This window comes from Enterococcus sp. H57 (assembly GCF_003112495.1).
Lineage (GTDB): Bacteria > Bacillota > Bacilli > Lactobacillales > Enterococcaceae > Enterococcus_B > Enterococcus_B faecium.
The window spans coordinates 1-20752 of record NZ_BEHC01000017.1 but is presented as its reverse complement, the minus strand read 5'-3'; the positions used below and the strand labels follow the sequence as shown (position 1 = coordinate 20752).

The window sequence follows — 20752 nt, the reverse complement described above, 5'->3', positions numbered from 1 at the left end:
AAGCTTTGTATTTGAAACGAATTGAAATAGCCGGTTTTAAATCATTTGCAGACAAGACAGTCATTGATTTTGAAAATAGCGTCACAGCAGTGGTTGGACCAAATGGCAGTGGAAAAAGCAATATTACAGAAGCTATCCGCTGGGTATTAGGAGAACAATCTGCTAAAAGTCTGCGGGGCGGAAAAATGCCGGATATCATCTTTGCCGGTTCCGATACCCGTAAGCAGCTGAATATTGCAGAAGTCACAGTGATTTTAGACAATAGTGATCATTATTTGCCATTGGAGTACAATGAGATCAGTGTAACCCGCCGTTATCGACGGACTGGGGAAAGCGAGTTTTTCATCAATAAACAAAGCTGCAGATTAAAAGATATCCAAGAATTGTTCTTAGATTCTGGATTAGGAAAAGAATCGTTCTCAATCATTTCTCAAGGAAAAGTAGAAGCGATTTTCAGTAGTAAACCGGAAGACCGTCGTGGGATCTTTGAAGAAGCAGCTGGTGTCTTGAAATACAAGCAGCGGAAAAAGAAAGCAGAACAGAAGCTTTTTGAAACAGAAGACAACCTCAGCCGCGTCCAAGACATCATCCACGAATTGGAAGAACAGTTAACTCCTTTGGCCGCCCAGAGTGAGGCAGCAAAGGAGTTTTTACGGCTAAAAGAAACACTGACTCAAACCGATGTCTCTTTGATGGTTGCCGAAATCAAGACAGCAAAAAAAGATTGGGACAACAAACAAGCACAGCTTGCGAAATTCAATCTAGAATTAGGCAAACTATCTGAGTCGATCCAAGAACAAGAATCCATTTTGGCGAAGCAGCGTAAAGAAAATGCGCAAGCCGACCGTCTGATCGAAAAAAATCAGCAAGTATTATTAGATCTTTCGGAAAAACTGAAGCAGACAGAAGGACAAAAAGATGTTTTGCAGGAGCGGACAAAGCATACACAAAAAAGCTCGCAAGAATATCAAACTTCATTAGCAGAAGCACAAAAAAAGGTTAAACATTTTGAAAAGCTTCAAGAAAGCTTGTTGAAAGAAGCAGCAGAAAAAGAAACAGAGATCCAAAAAGCTGAAGCAAATCTCATAAAAACACAGCAAGAATTAGAAAAATACCAAAAATCAACGAAAGAATTATTGGCAGAATTAAGAGATCAATATGTTGATTTGATGCAAGAACAAGCAGCTGTAGGAAACGAACTGAAGTATCTAGAACGTCAATATATACAAGAAACAGCAAAAAGCAAGCAGACGTTAGCCAAGCAATCGGAAGTAGAAGCATCAGTAGACCGATTGATCTTACAAAAAGAAGAATTGACACAAAAGCAGGCGCAGCTAAAATCATCTTTAACTGAAACAAAAGAGAAGTTAGAAATGATCCAACAAAACGGGAAAAAGTTCCAAGAAGTATTAGCAAAAGAACAGCCTAAAATGTATCAATTGATGAATCAAGTCCAGCAGCTGCGTGCTCGTCAGAAAAGCCTTCAAGAAATCCAAGAAAACTATTTTGGTTTTTACCAAGGAGTACGATTGGTCTTGCAGCATAAACAGCAGCTTTCGGGTATTGTCGGAGCAGTGGCTGAACTGATCGATGTTCCTGCAGATTTCACGTTAGCTATCGAAACAGCTTTAGGTGGGGCAGCCCAGCATGTCATCGTTGAAAATGAAAAAGATGCTCGGCAAGCCATCACGTATTTGAAACAGCAAAGAGGAGGAAGAGCAACATTCCTTCCACTGACGACAATCAAACCAAGACAATTACCGGCTCATATATTGACACAAGCAGCAGCTGTAGAAGGGTTTATAGGGATTGCCAGTGAACAAGTCAGTTATCCCGATCAAATCCAAACTGTGGTTCAAAACCTGCTAGGAACGATCCTTTTAGCCAAAGACTTAACTAGTGCCAATGCAATCGCGCAAACGATCCGCTATCAATATCGAGTGGTTTCCTTAGAAGGTGATGTGATGAATGCCGGAGGATCCATGACAGGTGGAGCGAATAAACGAGGAAACCAAGGCAGTTTGTTTGTACAAAATCAAGAATTGAAACAGTTGACTAGTGAATTTGAAGAAGCAGATAAACAACTCCAAGCACAAGAAAAAAAAGTTCAGGAGCTGCAACAAGAAACAGCTCGTTTAGCCGAAGAACAAGAAGTTTTGCGTACACGAGGCGAACAATTACGTTTTGAAGAACAAGAAGCGACAAATCAGCTGCAAAACATCATAAATGAACTTGAACGTTTTGAAAAAGAAAAGCAAATCTCAACTTTTGAGACACGTGAACTGCAGCAGTTTATCGAAGATTACGAAAAGCAAACGAACGAATTGAAAGACAAACAAACAGATCTTGAATCGCAACGACAAAAAATCGACGAAGAAATCAAATCGTTAAGTCAAGAAAGCGACCAGATGGAAGCCAGAAGAGCACAAGTACAAAGTCAAAAAGCACAAGAACAAGCAGATCTTGCTGTCTTGAAAGAGCAGTTTAATCATCTGCAGATCCAGCTCCGCGGTGCCCGAGTCCAAAAAGCAGAGGCAACCGAACGTCAAGAAGCGATAGAAAAGCAGTTGGCGACATTGACAGCAGACTTTTCTGATCATGAAGTCACAGAAGAAAGTTTGGAAAAACAAATTAACGAATTATCTGCTCAGCGAGAAACATTAAAAGCCGAGTTGGCAAAAGCCAAAGAGCAGCGAGATAGAAGGCAAAAGGAGATCGATAAGCTTGAAGCAGTCTTGGCAGAGCGTAATCGTGAGCAAAAAGCACGACTGTCGGAACAATCCAAATTAGAAGTCCAAAAAGACCGAGCTGAAATGATTTTAGATAATCATTTGACCTATCTGCAGTCAGAATATCAGCTGACATTTGAGAAAGCTTCCCAAGACTATCAAGAAACAACCGATATCGAAGACAGTAGAACAAAGGTTTCATCCTTAAAAGAACAGATTGAAAAACTGGGACCAGTAAACTTAAATTCAATCGAACAATACGAACAAGTCAGTGAAAGACATACATTCTTAGCAACACAGCGAGATGATCTGTTAGCAGCGAAAAACCAATTGTTTGAAACGATGGATGAGATGGATGATGAAGTGCGGACAAGATTCAAAGAAGTATTTGAAGCTATCCGTCAAGAATTCAAAATTGTCTTTCCAAATATGTTTGGCGGCGGTAAAGCTGAATTAGTACTGACAGAACCAACTGATTTGCTGAAAACAGGTATTGAGATTGAAGTACAACCTCCTGGCAAAAAACTGCAAAGTCTAAGTTTGCTTTCTGGAGGAGAACGAGCACTTACAGCCATCGCGCTGCTCTTTTCTATTATCCGTGTCTGTCCTGTTCCGTTTTGCATCTTAGATGAGGTAGAAGCAGCGTTAGATGAAGCAAATGTGAAACGTTTTGGTCGTTACTTGAGTGATTTCCAAGATGACACACAATTTATCGTAGTCACACACCGCAAAGGAACGATGGTCGCAGCAGATGTACTGTACGGAGTGACGATGCAGGAATCCGGTGTATCAAAAATCGTTTCTGTACGGATGGAAGATATCAATGAAGAGGCGAAAATCAACGAAACGAAAGTGTAGGAACGAAAATGATCAAATTAGTAGCAATCGATTTGGACGGTACATTATTAAATGAACAAAAGCTGATTTCAGATGAGAATAAACAAGCATTAGCACAAGCAAAACAGCAAGGGGTCAAGATCGTTCTATGTACAGGACGCCCCTTAGCTGCGATGGCGCATTATCTGCAAGAATTAGGACTGGTAGATGAAGGTGACTACAGCATCACTTTCAACGGCGGTTTGGTACAAAAAAATGATACTGGTGAAATCATGGAAAAGAAAGTGATGGAAGTATCAGATATCCAACGCTTATACAAACTGGCTCAGCAATTGGATCTGCCACTAGATGTTTTGTCTGACAATGTGGTTTTACAGCTGCCTAGTGCCCCAAGGAAGCAATCCTTGTACAATGTGTTGAATAAGCTGCTGCAATTCCAACCAGCTGATATAAGCGATATTACAGATGAATTTGTGCTTAATAAGGCAGTAATCGCTTATGACCAAGAAGAATTAGATCCTAAAATCAAAGAAATACCAGCAGAATTCCATGAAATGTATGAGATCATCAAAACGAGAAGTATGCTTTTGGAATTTATGCCAAAAGGTGTTACAAAAGCTTATGGTATTTCTTTATTGGCAAAAGATCTTGGTTTGAAACAAGAAGAAATCATGGCAATCGGTGATGAAGAAAATGATTTACCGATGATCCAATACGCTGGACTAGGCGTAGCGATGGAGAATGCTGTGCCTTTCGTCAAAGAAGCAGCAGATTTCGTGACAGCCAGCAATGAAGAAAATGGCGTAGCCAAAGTGATCCAAAAATTTGTATTAGAGTAGGGGGGAGTCAAATGGGATTTTTTGATAAAATCAAGCGTGCTTTTACTGGCGAAGAGAAAACAGAAGAAGTTGAAGTACAGGAGAAGTACGACAAGGGTTTAGAAAAGACGCGTAAAACATTTGGTGAACGGATGAATGAGTTGTTTGCCAATTTTCGAACAGTCGATGAAGACTTTTTTGAAGAATTAGAAGAAACACTTATCGGTGCAGATGTAGGTTTTGAAACAGCGATACGAATCACCGAAGCATTACGTCAAGAAGTGAAACTCAGAAATGCGAAAAAATCGGCAGAAGTCCAAAATGCGATCATCGAGAAACTTGTGGATCTCTATGAAGCGGAAGGAATCAATGAAGTAAATGAACTAAATATCCAAGAAGACGGACTAACAGTTATTTTGTTTGTCGGTGTTAATGGTGTAGGGAAAACAACAAGTATTGGTAAACTTGCCCATCAGTTCAAAAACGAAGGTAAAAAAGTATTGATGGCAGCAGCAGATACCTTCCGCGCTGGAGCAATCGACCAGTTAGTTGTCTGGGGCGAACGCGCTGGTGTTGAAGTTGTTCGTGGCAATGCAGGCGGCGATCCAGCAGCTGTCGTATTCGATGCTTTGGAAAGAGCAAAGACAGAGCAGGCAGATGTTTTACTAGTTGATACTGCAGGCCGACTGCAAAATAAAGTGAACTTGATGAACGAATTAGAAAAAATAAAACGAGTAATCCAGCGGGAATTACCAGAAGCACCCCAAGAAACACTTCTTGTACTAGATGCAACAACTGGTCAAAACGCGATGGTTCAAGCAAAACAATTCAAAGAAACAACAGATGTGACCGGTCTTGTTTTGACAAAATTAGATGGTACAGCAAAGGGCGGTATCGTACTTGCTATCCGTAATGAATTGCATTTACCAGTGAAATTGGTCGGTCTTGGTGAAGGAATCGATGACTTGGAGCCGTTTGATCCAAATGATTTTGTCGTTGGATTGTTCAAAGGATTACTAAAAGAAGAATAACCCATGTCTAAAAAGCAGGAGCTGTGACAAAAGTTGCAGCTCCTTGTTTGAATGATTGTTTTTAACATAGCTGTGTTTTTGATGCCTTCATTTTTATACTTATTTGTAAGCGGTTCTCAAACAATTTCGTTCTTTTTCTTAGACTTTTTGATTATAATTAGATTCATATGAATTGGAGGTCACTTAATGATGAATTTTAAGCAATTATTATTGCATGTCAATGCGCGCCCTTTTATCGACCAAGCTCGATTTGGTATAGAACGGGAAGGACAGCGGGTTGATCTTGCAGGAAATCTAGCAAAAACCGATCATCCAGCAATCTTTGGCGATCGATCCTATCACCCCTATATCCAAACAGATTTTAGCGAAACACAAACAGAGATGATCACCCCTGTTACCGATTCTATTCCCGAATTATTTCAGTATCTCGCTGCTGTTTATGATGTGACTGCTCGTTCTATACCGAAAGAAGAGATGATCTGGCCATTAAGTATGCCACCTGCCTTACCGGAAAAAGACGAAGAGATCATTATTGCAAAATTAAAAAATTTCGAAGATGTCTTGTATCGACGTTATTTAGCAAAAGAATACGGGAAGCGAAAACAGATGGTAAGCGGTATCCATTTCAATTTTGAATTTGGCGATGAGTTGCTAAGAACATTGTTCAGCCATCAGGAAGAATTTCAAGATTTTTCCGAATTCAAAACAGAACTTTATTTGAAAACAGCGAGAAACTTTATGCGCTATCGCTGGATGATCACTTATTTATTCGGTGCTTCACCAATGAGTGAGAAGAACTACTTTTTAGATGAATCACATCCGCAAGAACCTGTTCGCAGTATTCGCAACAGTGCGCTGGGCTATACGAATCATCCAAATGTGAAAGTTTCCTATGCTTCTATGAAACAGTATTTAGCAGATATCGAGCGAATGATCGAAGAAGGGAAACTTTCGGAGGAGAAAGAATTTTATACACCGCTTCGTTTCCGAGGCGGAAAGAAAGTCGCAGATTTAGCAACAACAGGTGTTCGTTATATTGAATTGCGGAATATCGATTTGAATCCTTATGCAAGATTGGGTATCAATCCAGAGCAAGTTCGGTTCTTACAATTATTCCTGATGTACATGTTATGGACAGAAGAAAAAGAAGACTGTGACCAATGGGTAGCAGAAGGTACGACTCGAAATAACAAAGTAGCACTAGAACAACCATCAGATCAAACAGAATTTCATCAAGAAGGTAGAGAAATTCTTGAAGGGATGAAGCAAATGCTGGTTGAATTGGATTGGTTGGATTCTCTTTATTTAGTAGAGGAAGCATTGACTCAAATGGATCATCCTGAACAAACGTTAGCAGCGAAACTCTATCAAGAAGCACAGCTATCGAGTCAGCAAGAAGTTGCTGTGGCATTGGGACATCAATATTATAAAGAAAGCCATGAACGTCCCTATCAGTTGGCCGGTTTTCGCGAAATGGAACTTTCTACTCAGATATTTATGTTCGATGCCATCCAAAAAGGTGTCCAAGTCAAAGTATTAGATGAGTCGGATCAATTTTTGCGTCTGCAATTCCAAGACCATGTAGAATATGTGAAAAATGCAAACATGACAAGTAAGGACAGCTATATCGTCCCACTTATCATGGAAAACAAAACAGTAACGAAAAAAGTCTTAAAAGAAGCTGGGTTCCGGGTACCAGGAGGCGCAGAATTTTCATCAATGGAAGAAGCCGTAAAAGCTTATCCGAGATTTGCCGATCAGGCATTTGTGATCAAACCTAAATCAACCAATTACGGGTTAGGTATCACGATTTTCAAAGAAGGAGCTAGTCTGGAAGATTATCAAGCAGGTTTAGCCATTGCTTTTCGTGAAGACAGTTCGGTTTTAGTAGAAGAATTTATGCCGGGAACGGAATATCGTTTCTTTGTGATCGACGGAGAAGTCCAAGCCATCATGTTGCGAGTCCCTGCTAATGTTATTGGTGACGGTATCCGAACAGTGAAAGAACTAGTTGAAGAAAAAAATAGTGACCCTTTGCGTGGAACGAATCATCGTGCACCTTTAGAATTGATCCAATTAGGTGAATTAGAACAATTGATGTTGAAAGAACAAGGGTTAACGATCGAATCAGTTCCCCAAGCCAATCAAATTGTTTATCTAAGGGAGAACTCAAATATCAGTACGGGCGGTGATTCGATCGATATGACTGATGAATTTTCTGAAGCTTACAAAAAAATCGCCGTTTCTGCGGTAGAAGCACTAGGAGCTAAGATCAGTGGTATCGATTTGATTATACCAGATAAAGAAATCGATCCTACAACTGATAAAAAAGCATATAGGATCATCGAAGCAAATTTCAATCCAGCGATGCATATGCATGTTTATCCCTTTGCAGGAAAAGGCAGAAGATTGACGATGAATGTATTGAAATTGTTATATCCTGAAGTATTTTAAAAGAAAAAGCTTTTGACAGATTGTCCTATTTGATGTCAATCTGATCAAAAGCTTTTTTTGCATGTAAAAATTTATGTGTTTTTTCGTTTTAAAATAAACGATCCCAGAAGCTTTTTTTCTTTTTTGGTTTTTCTTTTTCAGCTGGCGAAGAGTTTTCTTCTGGGTATTTTTTTTCGATATCAATCACAGGTTCATTTACTGCTTCTTTTGCTGTTAAGAGCAATCCGAATTCCTCAGGATTTGCAGTGACGTAATCGTTGACTACAGTAAATCGGCTATTGTTTTTCGTTGCTAGCTGGATATATTGGTTTTGGACAGAAAGGGGTAGAGCCCCATTCAAGAGTATGGAAGCATCTGGATGTTTTTTGAGTTCTTTTAAAAAGTTTTCTTTGTTTTTTGGTTGGATCATTTCAGCAACAGTCATACTAAGATAGCAGCGTTCCCTGAATGTCCCTAAATATTTATGCTGTTCTTCAGGGTTCACTAAAGGTGTACCATAAAGTCCCTTATCCAAATGGCTTTTTACATCATCTTGTGCCATAAAAAATACCCTCCTTCTTCTCTTTGTCTTTCTTACGATTATAGCATATTCCCAATAATACCTAAAACATATGAAAAAGCGGTTGCTTTTGTTCAACGATTCACTTAAAATAAGAATGAAAATCATTCTCAATTAGAAAGGTGGATTGGATGCGCTACGGACGACTAGTAGCATTATTAGTTATTTTAAGTAGTATTTCATTGTTCATCGGAGTATCGAATGTACAATTGTCAGAACTGCTCCAGTTAGATGGGCAAAGCTTACAAATCTTGCTAGCGACTCGTTTGCCACGAACGATTTGTTTGATCCTTGTGGGAGCGACCAGTAGTATTTGTGGGTTGATCATGCAACATTTGACCCAAAATAAATTTGTTTCACCAACGACTGCGGGCACGATGGATAGTGCGCGTTTAGGTATTTTAGTGGCTATGATTTTCCTACCTGGTGCATCCTTGATTGTCCGATCCTTGACAGCATTTTGCTTTGCTTTTGCAGGAACATTGCTTTTTTTATCCCTTACGCGATTGTTCCCCCAGAAAAATCAATTGATGCTTCCGTTGATTGGAGTCATGTTAGGGAATATCATTGGTTCAGTTGCTACTTTTTTTGCTTATCAATTCCAGTTGGTACAAAATATGACTTCATGGCTTCAAGGGAATTTTGCGACTGTGATACGAGGAAATTATGAGTTATTGTATGCTGTTGTTCCATTGTTGCTCTTGGTTTGGCTATTTGCTTACCGATTTACGATCATTGGTCTGGGCGAATCGTTTGCAGTAAATTTGGGAATAGATTACCAGAAGATGCAGTTTTTAGGCATTGGCTTAGTATCATTGGCTAGTGCAGTCATGTTGATCATGGTAGGAAGCATTCCTTTTATCGGAGTGATCATTCCGAATCTTGTCTCTAGAATATATGGAGATCAAGTGCACAAAACAATTGGCGTAACTGCTTTAGCAGGTAGTTTGTTCTTAGTATTTTGCGATCTTGTCGCTCGCGTGTTGATTTTTCCTTATGAAATACCAGTCAGTGTGATCGTTGGAATCATCGGTGGGGCTATCTTCCTTTATCTTCTGATAAGGGGGCGACGATATGCTTAAAAAAAAGCCATCTATTTTTATTGGTATGCTTGTTCTTGTTTTATTTGTTACAGGAATGTACTTGACGATCCATACATATGGAAACTGGCATTTTGCATGGGCATTGAGGAGTAAGAAAATTTTTGCATTTATCCTTGTCTCGCTAGCTGTCAGCAGTGCCACAATCAGCTTTCAGACAATTACGCATAACCAGTTTTTGACTCCTTCAGTATTGGGACTTGAGTCGTTATATGTCCTTGTCCAAACGGTCCTTTTCTTCTTTATCGGAGGAGTGACGATGCTTCAGCAGACAGGTACAGGTTTTTTCTTATTGAACGTTGGGCTGATGGTCGGGTTGAGTCTGTTGTTATTTTTCTTTCTTTTGAAAAAAATGAGAGCGAATCTTTTTTTATTACTGATGTCAGGGATGATTTTAGGTACGCTTTTTGGTAGTGTCAGTACCTTTTTACAAGTCATCATGGATCCGAATGAATATGATTTGCTTCAAGGCAGATTATTTGCAAGCTTTGGCAATATCCAGAGTCAGTATCTTTTGCCTGCTTCTTTGATCATTATCGGCTGCTGGTACCTGTTATTTCGATATCGACATGTGCTAGACGTTTTCCATCTCGGAAATGAACAAGCAGTAAACCTCGGGATAGACACAGATCGTTTTGAATTTTTGATTTTATGTTGTGTCAGTCTTTTGACAGGGACATCAACGGCTCTTGTGGGTCCAGTTACTTTTTTAGGGTTTATTGTCGCAAATATCAGTTATCGTGTCTTTTCTACTTATCGTCATGGTCAGCTATTTATCGGAAGCTTTCTGGTAGCTATGCTGTTTCTGACAGGAGGACAGCTCGCAGTAGAGCAGATTTTCGGCTGGAATACAACAGTGAGTGTCGTCGTTGAATTTGTCGGAGGAATTTATTTTGTCACAAAATTGATTCGCGAAAGGAAGAGTATCCTATGATTGATTTACAAAAGGTCAATAAACTGTACCATGGAAAATCAGTGGTTAAAGATGTACAGTTAACGATTCCTGAAAAGAAGTTGACTGCTTTTATCGGTCCAAATGGTGCTGGAAAGTCAACGGTGTTGTCGATGATCAGTCGTTTGATACCAAAAGATACAGGTGAAATCTATTTAGACCATAACGAAGTAAAGGCTTGGAAATCCAATGAATTAGCCAAAAAATTATCGATCCTACGACAATCGAATGAAATAAATGTCCAAATCACCGTGAAAGAATTAGTAGAATTTGGACGATTTCCTTATACGAAAGGAAAATTGACGACAAAAGACGAGGAAATCGTTCAGGAATCACTGGAACACCTTGGGTTAGAAGAAATAGCGGATCAATCGATTGACACTCTTTCAGGCGGTCAACTCCAACGTGCGTATATTGCAATGGTACTAGCGCAAGACACGGATTATATTTTACTGGATGAACCTTTGAACAATCTAGATATGAATTTTGCGGTTCAAATCATGCAGATCTTAAAAAAATTAGTACAAGAAATCGGGAAAACAATTGTTATCGTTCTTCATGATATCAACTTTGCTGCAAGTTATGCAGACGAAATTGTTGCGATGAAAGATGGACAGTTATTCACGCAAGGAACGACCCAAGAAATGATAAAAAAAGATGTATTGGATGAATTATACGAAATGGACATACGGATTTGTGAGATTGAAGGCCGCAGATTCTGTCTTTATTTCTAAAACTAACATTAGGAGAGAAGAGATGAAAAAATTAGTAGTAGGTATCTTGATTCTAGCATCATTTGGTTTAGCAGCATGTGGAAATAGCAACAACACCAGTCAGGCAGATACAAAGAAAAGCAGTACGCAAGCTGAAACGGCATTAACGATAAAAGACAGTAATGGCGATCAAATCGAGGTGCCAAAGAATCCTGAAAAAGTCGTCGTATTCGACAATGGTTCTTTAGATACGATGGATGCTCTTGGTGTTGGAGATAAGGTAGTTGGAGCAGCTACGAGCAGCCTTCCTGAGTATCTTTCCTCCTATAAAAAAGTGGAATCAGCAGGTGGGATCAAAGAACCAGACTTAGAAAAAATCAATCAGCTTCAGCCAAACCTGATCATCATTTCTGGCCGGCAAAGAGATTTTCAAAAAGATCTAAGTCAAATTGCTCCGACCATTTTCCTTTCTTTAGATGCGAAAAATCCATGGGAATCTTTCCAGCAAAATGTCACTGCTTTAGGGGAGATCTTTGGTAAGCAAGAAGAAGCTAAAACTCAATTAGAGGAATTATCTAGTGCAATCGATCAGACGAAAAAGAAAGCAGAAGCTACTGACAAAAAAGCACTAGTCACACTTGTGAATGAAGGGCAATTATCAGCCTACGGATCTGGTTCTAGATTCGGTTTCATCCATGATTTATTTGGCTTTGAACAAGCAGATGATCAAATCGAAGCATCCACTCACGGTCAAAGTGTTTCTTATGAATATGTGCTGGAAAAAAATCCGGATATCTTATTTGTAGTAGACAGAACAAAAGCTATTGGTGGAGACGACAGCAAAGATGATATTTCTGCCAATGAACTGGTAGCACAAACGAATGCTGGTAAAAATCAGCAGATCATCTCCCTTGAACCAGATGTCTGGTATTTAAGCGGGGGCGGTTTAGAATCAATGAAACTGATGATCGAAGATGTGAATCAAGCATTTAAATAGCATAAATAACAGAGGATTAAACTCTCATACTATGTAACAATAATGTTTCTTACATTCTTAAATAGCAAGAGCCTATCCTCAAAGAAGTTATCAAAAACCATCCGTAAAATCGTATTGATGATTTTACGGATGGTTTTTATTTATTTGGGAAATCTTTTTTCAACGTGAATTCATTCTCTACATCATACGGGTTGATTCTAGAATGGGGAGTGGCAAAAAATAGTGTGATCCATTTTTTCAGCATCAAGATCGCCTCCTTTGATTTGAATCAAAGGTACAAAGCGAAACTTAGATAAAACTTAAATTTAGATATTTTTATTTTGTACCGATCTCTTCTTTAAACGATGTTCCATCTGCTGCTTCTCGGCAATAAGTCCACTAGACTAGAAAATATGAGAAGCTATTTTCTGTCCAGCGTTCTTATTACTTAAAGCAAATCGTAGTTGTCACAATCTCTTCTAAACGATGTTCCATCAGCTGACCTTCGGTATTAGCTCAAAGCACTGATTTCACAACCTCTATTTAGGCATGTGTCTCAGCAAGCGGTTGATAGTTGATGATCTGCATTTTTCGATAAAAATCGGCGGGAAGCTTACTCCACCGTTTTAATAATTGATAGAAATAACTTTCTTCTGCTTTGATTTTATACTCGCTTAATATCAATCCAAAACTATTCGTTTTTTTTGAAGCTAATTTTTTATAAATATCCAATGCTTTGGTTTTATCTTCATTGACAAAGAGTGTTTTTACTTCAATATAAGAACCCTCGATATTTTGTGTTTCTTCGATAAAATAGATGTTTTTTATATATTCCTTCATAGTGATTCCTCCAAAGAAGTCTTTTATTTGATAAGTTTACTCTACCGAAGAGTTGTTAATAATCCGTGAACAAAAAGTAATTCTTTTTCCAATAGTTGTTAAAGGTTTTTTATTTTTTATAGTATTTTTTGTTATTTAAGAAAGGAATAAGGTTAAACAAATAACAGGTTGCTTTTTGGGTCTTTTTCCGTTCAAGAAACTGAACGAAGAAAAGGGAAAGTTGTCTCTTTTGTGATAAGAGAAATCATAATAAACGAATGACTTACTTTCCAATAAATTGAGAACAGTCAGAACCAGACAAATTAGTTGCATCTGATGAATAAAGTGATTATTCTATGACATGAGGTGATACAGATGAAATTAGAAGTGACAAAAGAAGCACAAGAAGTATTGAAGAATAAATTAGAAGCAGACGATCAACTTTTATTAGATATCGAAAACGGTGACGGTCCATTTGCAGAAAGCCAAGTCAGTTGTCAATTAGACACGGCATTTCGATTGATCATTGTTAAAAAAGATACACAAACAGATCTAAGTCTTTATTCTGTAGTGGCTGATACACCAGTTGGACCAATCAAAATCAAAGACAGTGCAATACTTTACATGGATGATCCATCCACACTTGCTTTAGAACCAACTTATAATAGTTTACAATTAAAAGGACCAAGTGGCTTGAGAAAAGGCAACTTGCAAGTTGTTCGAAAAGACTAGAGGGATAAAATGGGAAATTTGGCAATCATCAGCGACCTACATGTGGACATCAATAAATTCGGCGAACCAGAGCTAATGCAGCTTTGGCAAGTTTTGCAAAAGCACAAAATCACTCGGCTTCATCTAGCCGGAGATACGGCTAATAAAGTAGATCGCTGCCTAGCGGTTGTCGAATTTTTCGCCAATAAAGGATTATCTACGACATTTCATTTCGGCAATCACGAGTTGGCAGATGTGCCCAATGAACAGATGATGAACCATTTTCCAGACCCACATTTTTTAAATGAACGGTATATTGCTTTAAATGAGCAGACCGTTCTTTTAGGGATGAATGGCTGGTACGACTATCAGTTTTCCGAATTGAAAGATTACGAGGCAATCGTACGAATGAAGCGTTTGTATTGGTATGATCGGTTCATCCAGCGTGGGAAAACAGATCTCGAGGTCAATGCAGAAATGCTTGCAGCTGCAAAAAATTTGCTAGACCAGCTGGAAGCAAAAAAACTTGAGGTGATTTTATCCACTCATTTCGTTCCTAAACGGGCATTTATCATGTATCAATCTGCTCCTTATGAGCGTTGGAACAAATTAAATGCATTTTTAGGATCAGAATCATTCGGAGAATTACTTGACCGTTATTCAAATATCAAACAAGTAGTTTTTGGCCATACGCATCGTCGCTTTGAAGATAAATCCATCGGTCACACGATTTACAGCTGCAGACCTTTTGGTTATTATTATGAATGGCAGCTGACCCGAGATTTTGTCTTGAAAGAACAGTTGCTAGACAGCTATGATCCTATGAAATCACGTGTCCTCTTGCGTGCCCATCACCCAGCTTTTCAGGCCTATCAAACACAACATTTGCAAGAGGAATTTGAACAAGCGATGACAATCGTTCCGTATTGAGACAGCATTAGTAATGTGTAAAAGAAAATACCTTGTAAAACATAAGGATAAGTAAGAGCAGTAGATCCATTTATCGTGGATATGCTGCTTTTTTTGTGGAAAATAATCAGCGAATGTTTATTTGATCGGATGATTTGTAACTCGCAGAGTACTAGATGCAAGCGTTTATTCTTTTTTTGAACGATAATCACAAAAAAAAATATAATATACATTTTTTATTTAATTATAATTAATATTGATTGAAGTCTAGGCAGTCAAGTCACATTTTGATAGATAGGAGGGGGACTTACGAATTATTTTAAAGGCTATGACAGCTGTATTTCTAGATTGTGTTTGCATCAAGTTGCAATAAAAACTAGAAATCAAATCGGGCTGATAATCATTTATAACTAATCGATACATAGGACCAAATATAGGTCTATGTTCTTTTATTTCATAAGTATCGTAAAACAGAATTTTGCTATGGATTAATCCAATCGACTGATATGTTTAGTAAATAAAGAAAGAGGAATGTCAATGATGAAAAAAGAAATCGTATTAACAGCAGCAACGATGTTATTCAGCATGGTAGCAAGTACGACTTTTGTTTCTGCAACTGAAGTATACCCAAAGGAATATAACACAGAAGGAACGATTACATTTGAAGCAGGAGATGAGGGTGTAACTCCTCCTGTTGATCCAGAGAATCCTGATCCCAATAAACCTGTCGATCCATCAGATCCTCCAAGCCCTGGAACAGGAGGGGCATTATCGATTGATTATGGATCAAAATTCAAATTTGGGACTCAAAAAATTTCTACTGCGGATAAAACGTATTATGCAGCTGCTGATGTGATGAACGATGGGTCTAGAAAACCGACATATGTCCAAGTGACAGATAGGAGAGGTACCTTATCTGGGTGGAAATTAAGTGTCTCTCAACCAGAACAGTTTAAAACTGCCAGTGGGGATGAACTAGTTGGAGCACAGCTGAAATTTACGAAAGGGCAGGCTGTTTCTTTGGTTGATCCAACATATATGCCGCAAACGGTGAATTCTGAATTAACGTTGACACCGGGAGGAAACAATACGTTAGCAATTAATGCTAAATCAGGAACAGGTGTGGGGACTTGGGTCTATCGATTTGGTGCAAATGAAAATGAAAATCAAGATGCGGTACAGCTTTCGGTACCCGGTAAATCTGTCAAGTTAGCGCAACAATATTCCACTAAATTAGTTTGGACATTAGAAGATACACCTAACAACTAGTTTACTGAAAAGAACTGTTAAAAATAAATACGTAGTCATATTGTCTTGCGAGGTAATCGAGCAAAAATTGTCAAAGGCTAGGCTAAATTTGTTTGGATACGAATAGTTCATCTAGGAATTTAACGATCAGGAGGAAAAGATATATTGAAAAAGAGGAGGATCGTGCTCATTTTAAGCAGTCTCTTAGTGACTAATATCTTTCCGATCATAGGGTACTCTTTGGAATTGAATCAGTTGGAGCATGGAAATAGAAGAGACGAAGAAAGCAAACTCACTTCGACATTCGACAGTTTAATAGAATCCAACCAGACACAAGAAAGCAGTGAGGATTTAAGTATTTCGAGTAGTGGAGAGACCACTGACAACGTAGAAGCTGAGGGTTCGGACAAACAAGGACTGGAAGATGCACCAATTTCTGCGGTTGAGCTGCCTGACGATCCCAATATTATTTCTATCGATAAAATTTTTCAAACACCTATCGGTACTAGCACGTCCATATTGGAAAATGGGAAGTTACTGCAGTTGAACCCAGCAGAAAGGTCTCAAAGAGGAGCTATTTGGTCAAATAAGAAGATTAGTTTACTCTCGGATTTTACATTTAAATCTTATTTATACTTAGGAAATCAACGAGATAGAGCGGGAGATGGCATGACCTTTACATTGACTGGCGATCCTAGAATGGCTAGTAATCCCAGTCAAGTTATTGGATCGCCAGGTATGGGAATTGGCTCATATTCTACTCGTTCTGGCCAACCTTACATTGCGAATGCGCTCTCGATTGAGTTTGATACGTATAAAAATAGTGGTTCTTCTGATCGAATGGATCGAGAGATAACTGCTGATAATAGAGGGCATGGACATGTCGCTTTTGCCACGCCTAAACCAAATAATAATAATTATTCTGGAGAGCATACTGGCGTGACGGTAGCTCCTACATTTCTTTCTAATGGCACATGGCGCTTGTTAATAATTAAATGGGACGCGGAGCAAAGAAGTCTTACTTATGATTTGGAAGGTGTCGGTCGCTCTTCTCGGATTATACCTGATCTCATTAGGCAGTTTGGTTCTACAGAAGTAAATTGGGGGTTTACTTCTTCAACAGGTACTTTTTTTCAAGAAAATGCTGTCGCTGTCACGCGACTTCCATCGAATGTCACATCAACAGCTGATGTAAAAGTCAACGATAGTGATTATGGGGCCATCGCTGAAGCTGGAGGAAACGATAAGATAACTATCAGAAATACATTGAAGGTCGAGGGGGATTTTCTTGAATATAAGAAAATGCAGACTAGTATCGACCTCCCACAAGAATTAACTATTCCCGAGCATATCTTGATCAATGGAAATCAAATTGATGCCAAAGATATCTTGATAACCGGAAATCGAGTCACGCTAAATCTGACAGATTATTTTATTGCTGGAGATACGTTAATAATCGAATTGGAGACAACTTTGCAGGAAGTAATTCCTGAAAAAGTACTCACTATGCATTTTGAATACCTTGAAAACGAGAATTTGATTGAGCAATCGAATGAAATAAACCTAAAGATCGCAAAGCTGAAGGAGATAGATATCCATGTTTATTATAAAGATAAAGACAGTCAGATTGATATTGCTGAAATGAAAACAATCACTGGGAAAATAGGAGAGAAGTATAAAGAAACTCCTATTGATGTTGAAGGGTATGTCTTTGACTCGGATTCAGCGAATACAGAAGGCATCTTCTCCGAAAATACAGAGGATATCTATTTTTATTACAGAAAAGGCAAACTTTATCTCTCAACTGCTCCTCAATATGTCAATTTTGGAAAACATAAAATATCCAGTAGACCATTAAGTGAATTCGGACAGTTTTCAGGTGGGTTGAAAATTATAGATGAACGGGCTTTTGGAAGTTGGAAATTACAATTGAAACAAGAGAAAGTTCTTACAAATGGAGATTTTGAGCTTCCAGAAGCTCTTTCCTTTGTTACCTCTGAAAATACAACGGTTATAGGGACATCCGCTGTTACGATTTTCGAAAGTGATCAAAAGGGTGAAAGCGATTTGTCCTCTCTTTTAGATTCTACAGCTCATCGTGGAATCAGAATAGATATTCCTGTAGAAAACCAAAGAATCGGAACCTTTGAGGGGAAACTATCTTGGATACTTGCAGATGTCCCAGGAAATTAACAGGAAGAGAAGAATATAACAAAATTATTGAGTTTCAAGAAGGGCACAGGTACCATAGGCTCTTGTGTCCCACAGAGACAAGATTTTGTTATAGTCTTCTCTTACATATGATTAAAGGAGCGATTTTCTTGAGACCAAAACAACAATTATTTATAACACTCCTAGTTATTTTAGGGGCACTTTTTAACAATATATCAGTGTCAGCTAGTGCATTTAATTTTTCAGTGACGCCGATAACTTCAGAGAATCAAATCGACAAGAGAAAAACTTACTTCGATCTTCAACTTGATCCGGATCAGGAAGTAGAAGTAAAAGCGGAATTGAGAAATGATACAGAAAAAGAAGTGAAAATCGATATTTCTGTGAATAGCGCAACCACCAATTCAAATGTGATGGTTGAATACGGAAAAAACGAGATTGAAAAAGACATGAGCCTGATCTTTGATCTGGTAGATTATGTGAGCTATCCACAGATAGTGACGCTAAAACCTAAAAGTGTCCAAACCGTTGCTTTTCATGTCAGGATGCCGAATAAGCGATTTGATGGTGTATTGGCTGGTGGGATCACATTCCAAGAAATCCAGACGGAAAAGGACCAAACAGAAACTAAGGATCAAAGCTTATCGATTGAGAATGAATACACCTATATTATTGCTTTGTTGATGCGACAGACACTGAACGAAGTTGCTCCGAACCTTACTCTTCATGAAGTTAAACCAGATCAAATCAATGCAAGAAATGTCATCTTAGCAAACGTTCAAAATGATCAAAAAACCTATATCAATCAAGTAGTTATTGAAACAAAAATTACAAAAAAAGGACATTCTGAAGTTTTATATCAAGAGGAAAAAGAAGCGTTGCAGATTGCGCCGAATACAAATTTTTCTTTTCCAACTGCTTTAAATGGTCAACCGCTAACCCCAGGTGAATATCACCTTACAATGACTGTTTTAGGAAATGAAAATGAAAATGGAAAATTTTCGAGAAAAAAAGGAAATACTACGATCAACTATACCAATCAATGGGTATTTGAAAAAGATTTTACAATAGACGGAAAAGTAGCCAAGGAATTGAACACGACGGATGTTACGATTAAAAAAGACAATAATTGGATTTATATCTTAGTAGCTTCACTTTTCTTATTGTTTATTTTATTATGCATACTTTTGTGAGAGTATAAAATATTTTGTGTAAATGAAAAAATCCATACAAAAAAGGAAGTCCCTTCTGTAGAATAAAGTTAACGACAACCAATTCACAGAAAAGAGGACTTCCCTATGAATGATTTTACTACAGAAATTGTGCAAACTCTAGTCACTAAAGGCGATTTAAATGAATTATTCCGTTCGCACTTAGAAAAAGCGATAAACACACTCCTACGGACTGAATTAACGGCTTTTTTAGATTACGAAAAATATGATCGCACTGGTTTTAATTCAGGTAATTCGAGAAACGGTTCTTACTTTCGATCAATCAAAACCGAATATGGTGAATTAACATTGGAAATACCTAGAGATCGTAATGGTGAGTTTAAACAACAAACTTTACCAGCCTACAAAAGAACAAACGATACATTGGAAACCACTATTATCCATTTATTCGAAAAAGGTGTTACGATGTCTGAAATTGCTGATTTGATCGAAAAAATGTACGGTCATCACTATACTCCACAAACCATGTCCAACATGACTAAAGTTCTGACTGAAGAAGTAAATGCCTTTAAATCCAGAGCCTTAAATGATAAGTATGTCGCTATTTTTATGGACGCTACTTACATTCCACTAAAACGTCAAACTGTATCCAAAGAAGCGATTTATATTGCCATTGGTATACGAGAAGACGGCACTAAAGAAGTACTGAGTTATGCGATTGCTCCAACTGAATCAACATACGTTTGGAATGAGCTGCTACAGGATATTAACTCCAGAGGAGTTCAAGAAGTCTTGCTTTTTATTACGGACGGCTTAAAAGGCATGAAAGATACTATCCATCAAATTTATCCTAAAGCAAAATATCAGCATTGTTGTATCCATGTATCTCGTAATATCGCTCATAAAGTACGTGTCAAAGACCGAAAAGAAATCTGTGATGACTTTAAGGCTGTTTATCAAGCTAACTCAAAAGAAGAAGCGAATACCTTCTTATCCGGCATGATTGAGAAATGGAAGAAAAACTATCCTAAAGTGACGCAGTCACTCATAGAAAACCAAGACTTATTAACTTTTTATGATTTTCCACCTAGCATTCGTAGAACCATTTACTCAACCAATCTAATCGAGTCTTTCAATAAGCAAATTAAAAGATACAGCCGTAGAAAAGAGCAGTTTCAAAATGAAGAATCACTAGAACGCTTTCTAGTCAGCATTTTTGATACATACAATCAAAAATTTCTAAACAGAAGCCATAAAGGTTTTCAACAGGTAACCGATACATTAGTTTCAATGTTTACTGAGTAACTAATTATTTTGCAGGAGGACAATTTATTTACACAAAATTATTGACGCTCCCACTTTTGTTTGTTTTGAGAAAAAAAGAAGAGAAAGAAAAGTAAGGTTAAGATAACAAATAGTAAATTTTTATTATTGTAGGATGGTTGGGCTCTTTTTATAATAATCTTAATTGTCAAATTAAGTTAGACAGATCATCAATACTTACGTAACTCAAAAATACTTCCAAAGGTGTTCGATAATCCAGTGATTTTCT

At 38.0% G+C, this 20752-nt stretch carries 16 protein-coding genes; 14 read left to right on the top strand and 2 right to left on the bottom strand.

Annotated features, from left to right (window positions below; all coding sequences use genetic code 11):
- Positions 1-5 precede the first annotated feature (5 nt).
- The 4 genes from smc (at position 6) to gshAB (ending at position 7869) form a co-directional block, all read left to right on the top strand.
- A complete protein-coding gene (smc, locus tag DIZ30_RS05350) occupies positions 6-3587 on the top strand; it encodes a chromosome segregation protein SMC (RefSeq protein ID WP_061573437.1) in 3582 nt (1193 codons plus the stop codon).
- Between the two features lie 8 nt (positions 3588-3595).
- Complete coding sequence (locus tag DIZ30_RS05345; protein ID WP_002287898.1) at positions 3596-4405, top strand: Cof-type HAD-IIB family hydrolase; 810 nt, start codon at positions 3596-3598, stop codon at positions 4403-4405.
- A gap of 11 nt (positions 4406-4416) precedes the next feature.
- A complete protein-coding gene (ftsY, locus tag DIZ30_RS05340) occupies positions 4417-5415 on the top strand; it encodes a signal recognition particle-docking protein FtsY (protein ID WP_002287900.1) in 999 nt (332 codons plus the stop codon).
- Between the two features lie 186 nt (positions 5416-5601).
- Positions 5602-7869, top strand: coding sequence for a bifunctional glutamate--cysteine ligase GshA/glutathione synthetase GshB (gshAB, locus tag DIZ30_RS05335; protein ID WP_061573436.1), 2268 nt, complete (start codon positions 5602-5604; stop codon positions 7867-7869).
- Positions 7870-7957: 88 nt separating this feature from the next.
- On the opposite strand, the gene DIZ30_RS05330 is transcribed toward gshAB, so the two are convergent.
- Positions 7958-8410, bottom strand: coding sequence for a YueI family protein (locus DIZ30_RS05330; protein WP_002287902.1), 453 nt, complete (start codon positions 8408-8410; stop codon positions 7958-7960).
- 149 nt (positions 8411-8559) lie between these two features.
- Between DIZ30_RS05330 and DIZ30_RS05325 the strand changes: the two genes are divergently transcribed.
- The 4 genes from DIZ30_RS05325 to DIZ30_RS05310 are packed head-to-tail and all read left to right on the top strand — an operon-like array spanning position 8560 to position 12190.
- On the top strand, positions 8560-9510 hold the full coding sequence (locus DIZ30_RS05325; RefSeq protein ID WP_002297787.1) for an ABC transporter permease: 951 nt from the start codon (positions 8560-8562) through the stop codon (positions 9508-9510).
- Positions 9503-10462, top strand: coding sequence for an iron chelate uptake ABC transporter family permease subunit (locus DIZ30_RS05320; protein WP_002297789.1), 960 nt, complete (start codon positions 9503-9505; stop codon positions 10460-10462). The genes DIZ30_RS05325 and DIZ30_RS05320 overlap by 8 nt, the downstream gene beginning before the upstream one ends.
- Positions 10459-11214 carry an ABC transporter ATP-binding protein gene (locus tag DIZ30_RS05315; RefSeq protein ID WP_002297790.1) on the top strand — a complete coding sequence of 252 codons (756 nt, stop codon included), beginning with the start codon at positions 10459-10461 and terminating at the stop codon, positions 11212-11214. Before DIZ30_RS05320 ends, DIZ30_RS05315 begins: the two co-directional genes overlap by 4 nt.
- Before the next feature lie 22 nt (positions 11215-11236).
- Complete coding sequence (locus tag DIZ30_RS05310) at positions 11237-12190, top strand: siderophore ABC transporter substrate-binding protein (RefSeq protein WP_002297792.1); 954 nt, start codon at positions 11237-11239, stop codon at positions 12188-12190.
- A 522-nt stretch (positions 12191-12712) separates the two neighbouring features.
- On the opposite strand, the gene DIZ30_RS05305 is transcribed toward DIZ30_RS05310, so the two are convergent.
- A complete protein-coding gene (locus DIZ30_RS05305; RefSeq protein WP_002287909.1) occupies positions 12713-13009 on the bottom strand; it encodes a phenylalanyl-tRNA synthetase subunit alpha in 297 nt (98 codons plus the stop codon).
- Positions 13010-13363: 354 nt separating this feature from the next.
- On the opposite strand from DIZ30_RS05305, the gene DIZ30_RS05300 reads away from it, so the two are divergent.
- The 6 genes from DIZ30_RS05300 to DIZ30_RS05275 all read left to right on the top strand — a co-directional run bounded on the left by DIZ30_RS05300 (position 13364) and on the right by DIZ30_RS05275 (position 20505).
- Complete coding sequence (locus DIZ30_RS05300; protein ID WP_002287910.1) at positions 13364-13720, top strand: iron-sulfur cluster biosynthesis family protein; 357 nt, start codon at positions 13364-13366, stop codon at positions 13718-13720.
- A 9-nt stretch (positions 13721-13729) separates the two neighbouring features.
- Positions 13730-14629 (top strand): metallophosphoesterase, encoded by a 900-nt coding sequence (locus DIZ30_RS05295; protein WP_061573435.1) that lies wholly within the window; start codon positions 13730-13732, stop codon positions 14627-14629.
- A 519-nt stretch (positions 14630-15148) separates the two neighbouring features.
- Complete coding sequence (locus DIZ30_RS05290) at positions 15149-15877, top strand: WxL domain-containing protein (protein ID WP_002331156.1); 729 nt, start codon at positions 15149-15151, stop codon at positions 15875-15877.
- A gap of 144 nt (positions 15878-16021) precedes the next feature.
- Positions 16022-18049 carry a MucBP domain-containing protein gene (locus DIZ30_RS05285; protein WP_061573434.1) on the top strand — a complete coding sequence of 676 codons (2028 nt, stop codon included), beginning with the start codon at positions 16022-16024 and terminating at the stop codon, positions 18047-18049.
- 107 nt (positions 18050-18156) lie between these two features.
- Positions 18157-19221, top strand: a complete 1065-nt coding sequence (locus tag DIZ30_RS05280) for a DUF916 and DUF3324 domain-containing protein (RefSeq protein ID WP_109023130.1) — start codon at positions 18157-18159, stop codon at positions 19219-19221.
- Between the two features lie 105 nt (positions 19222-19326).
- On the top strand, positions 19327-20505 hold the full coding sequence (locus DIZ30_RS05275; protein WP_000997695.1) for an IS256-like element ISEf1 family transposase: 1179 nt from the start codon (positions 19327-19329) through the stop codon (positions 20503-20505).
- Positions 20506-20752: the final 247 nt, after the last annotated feature.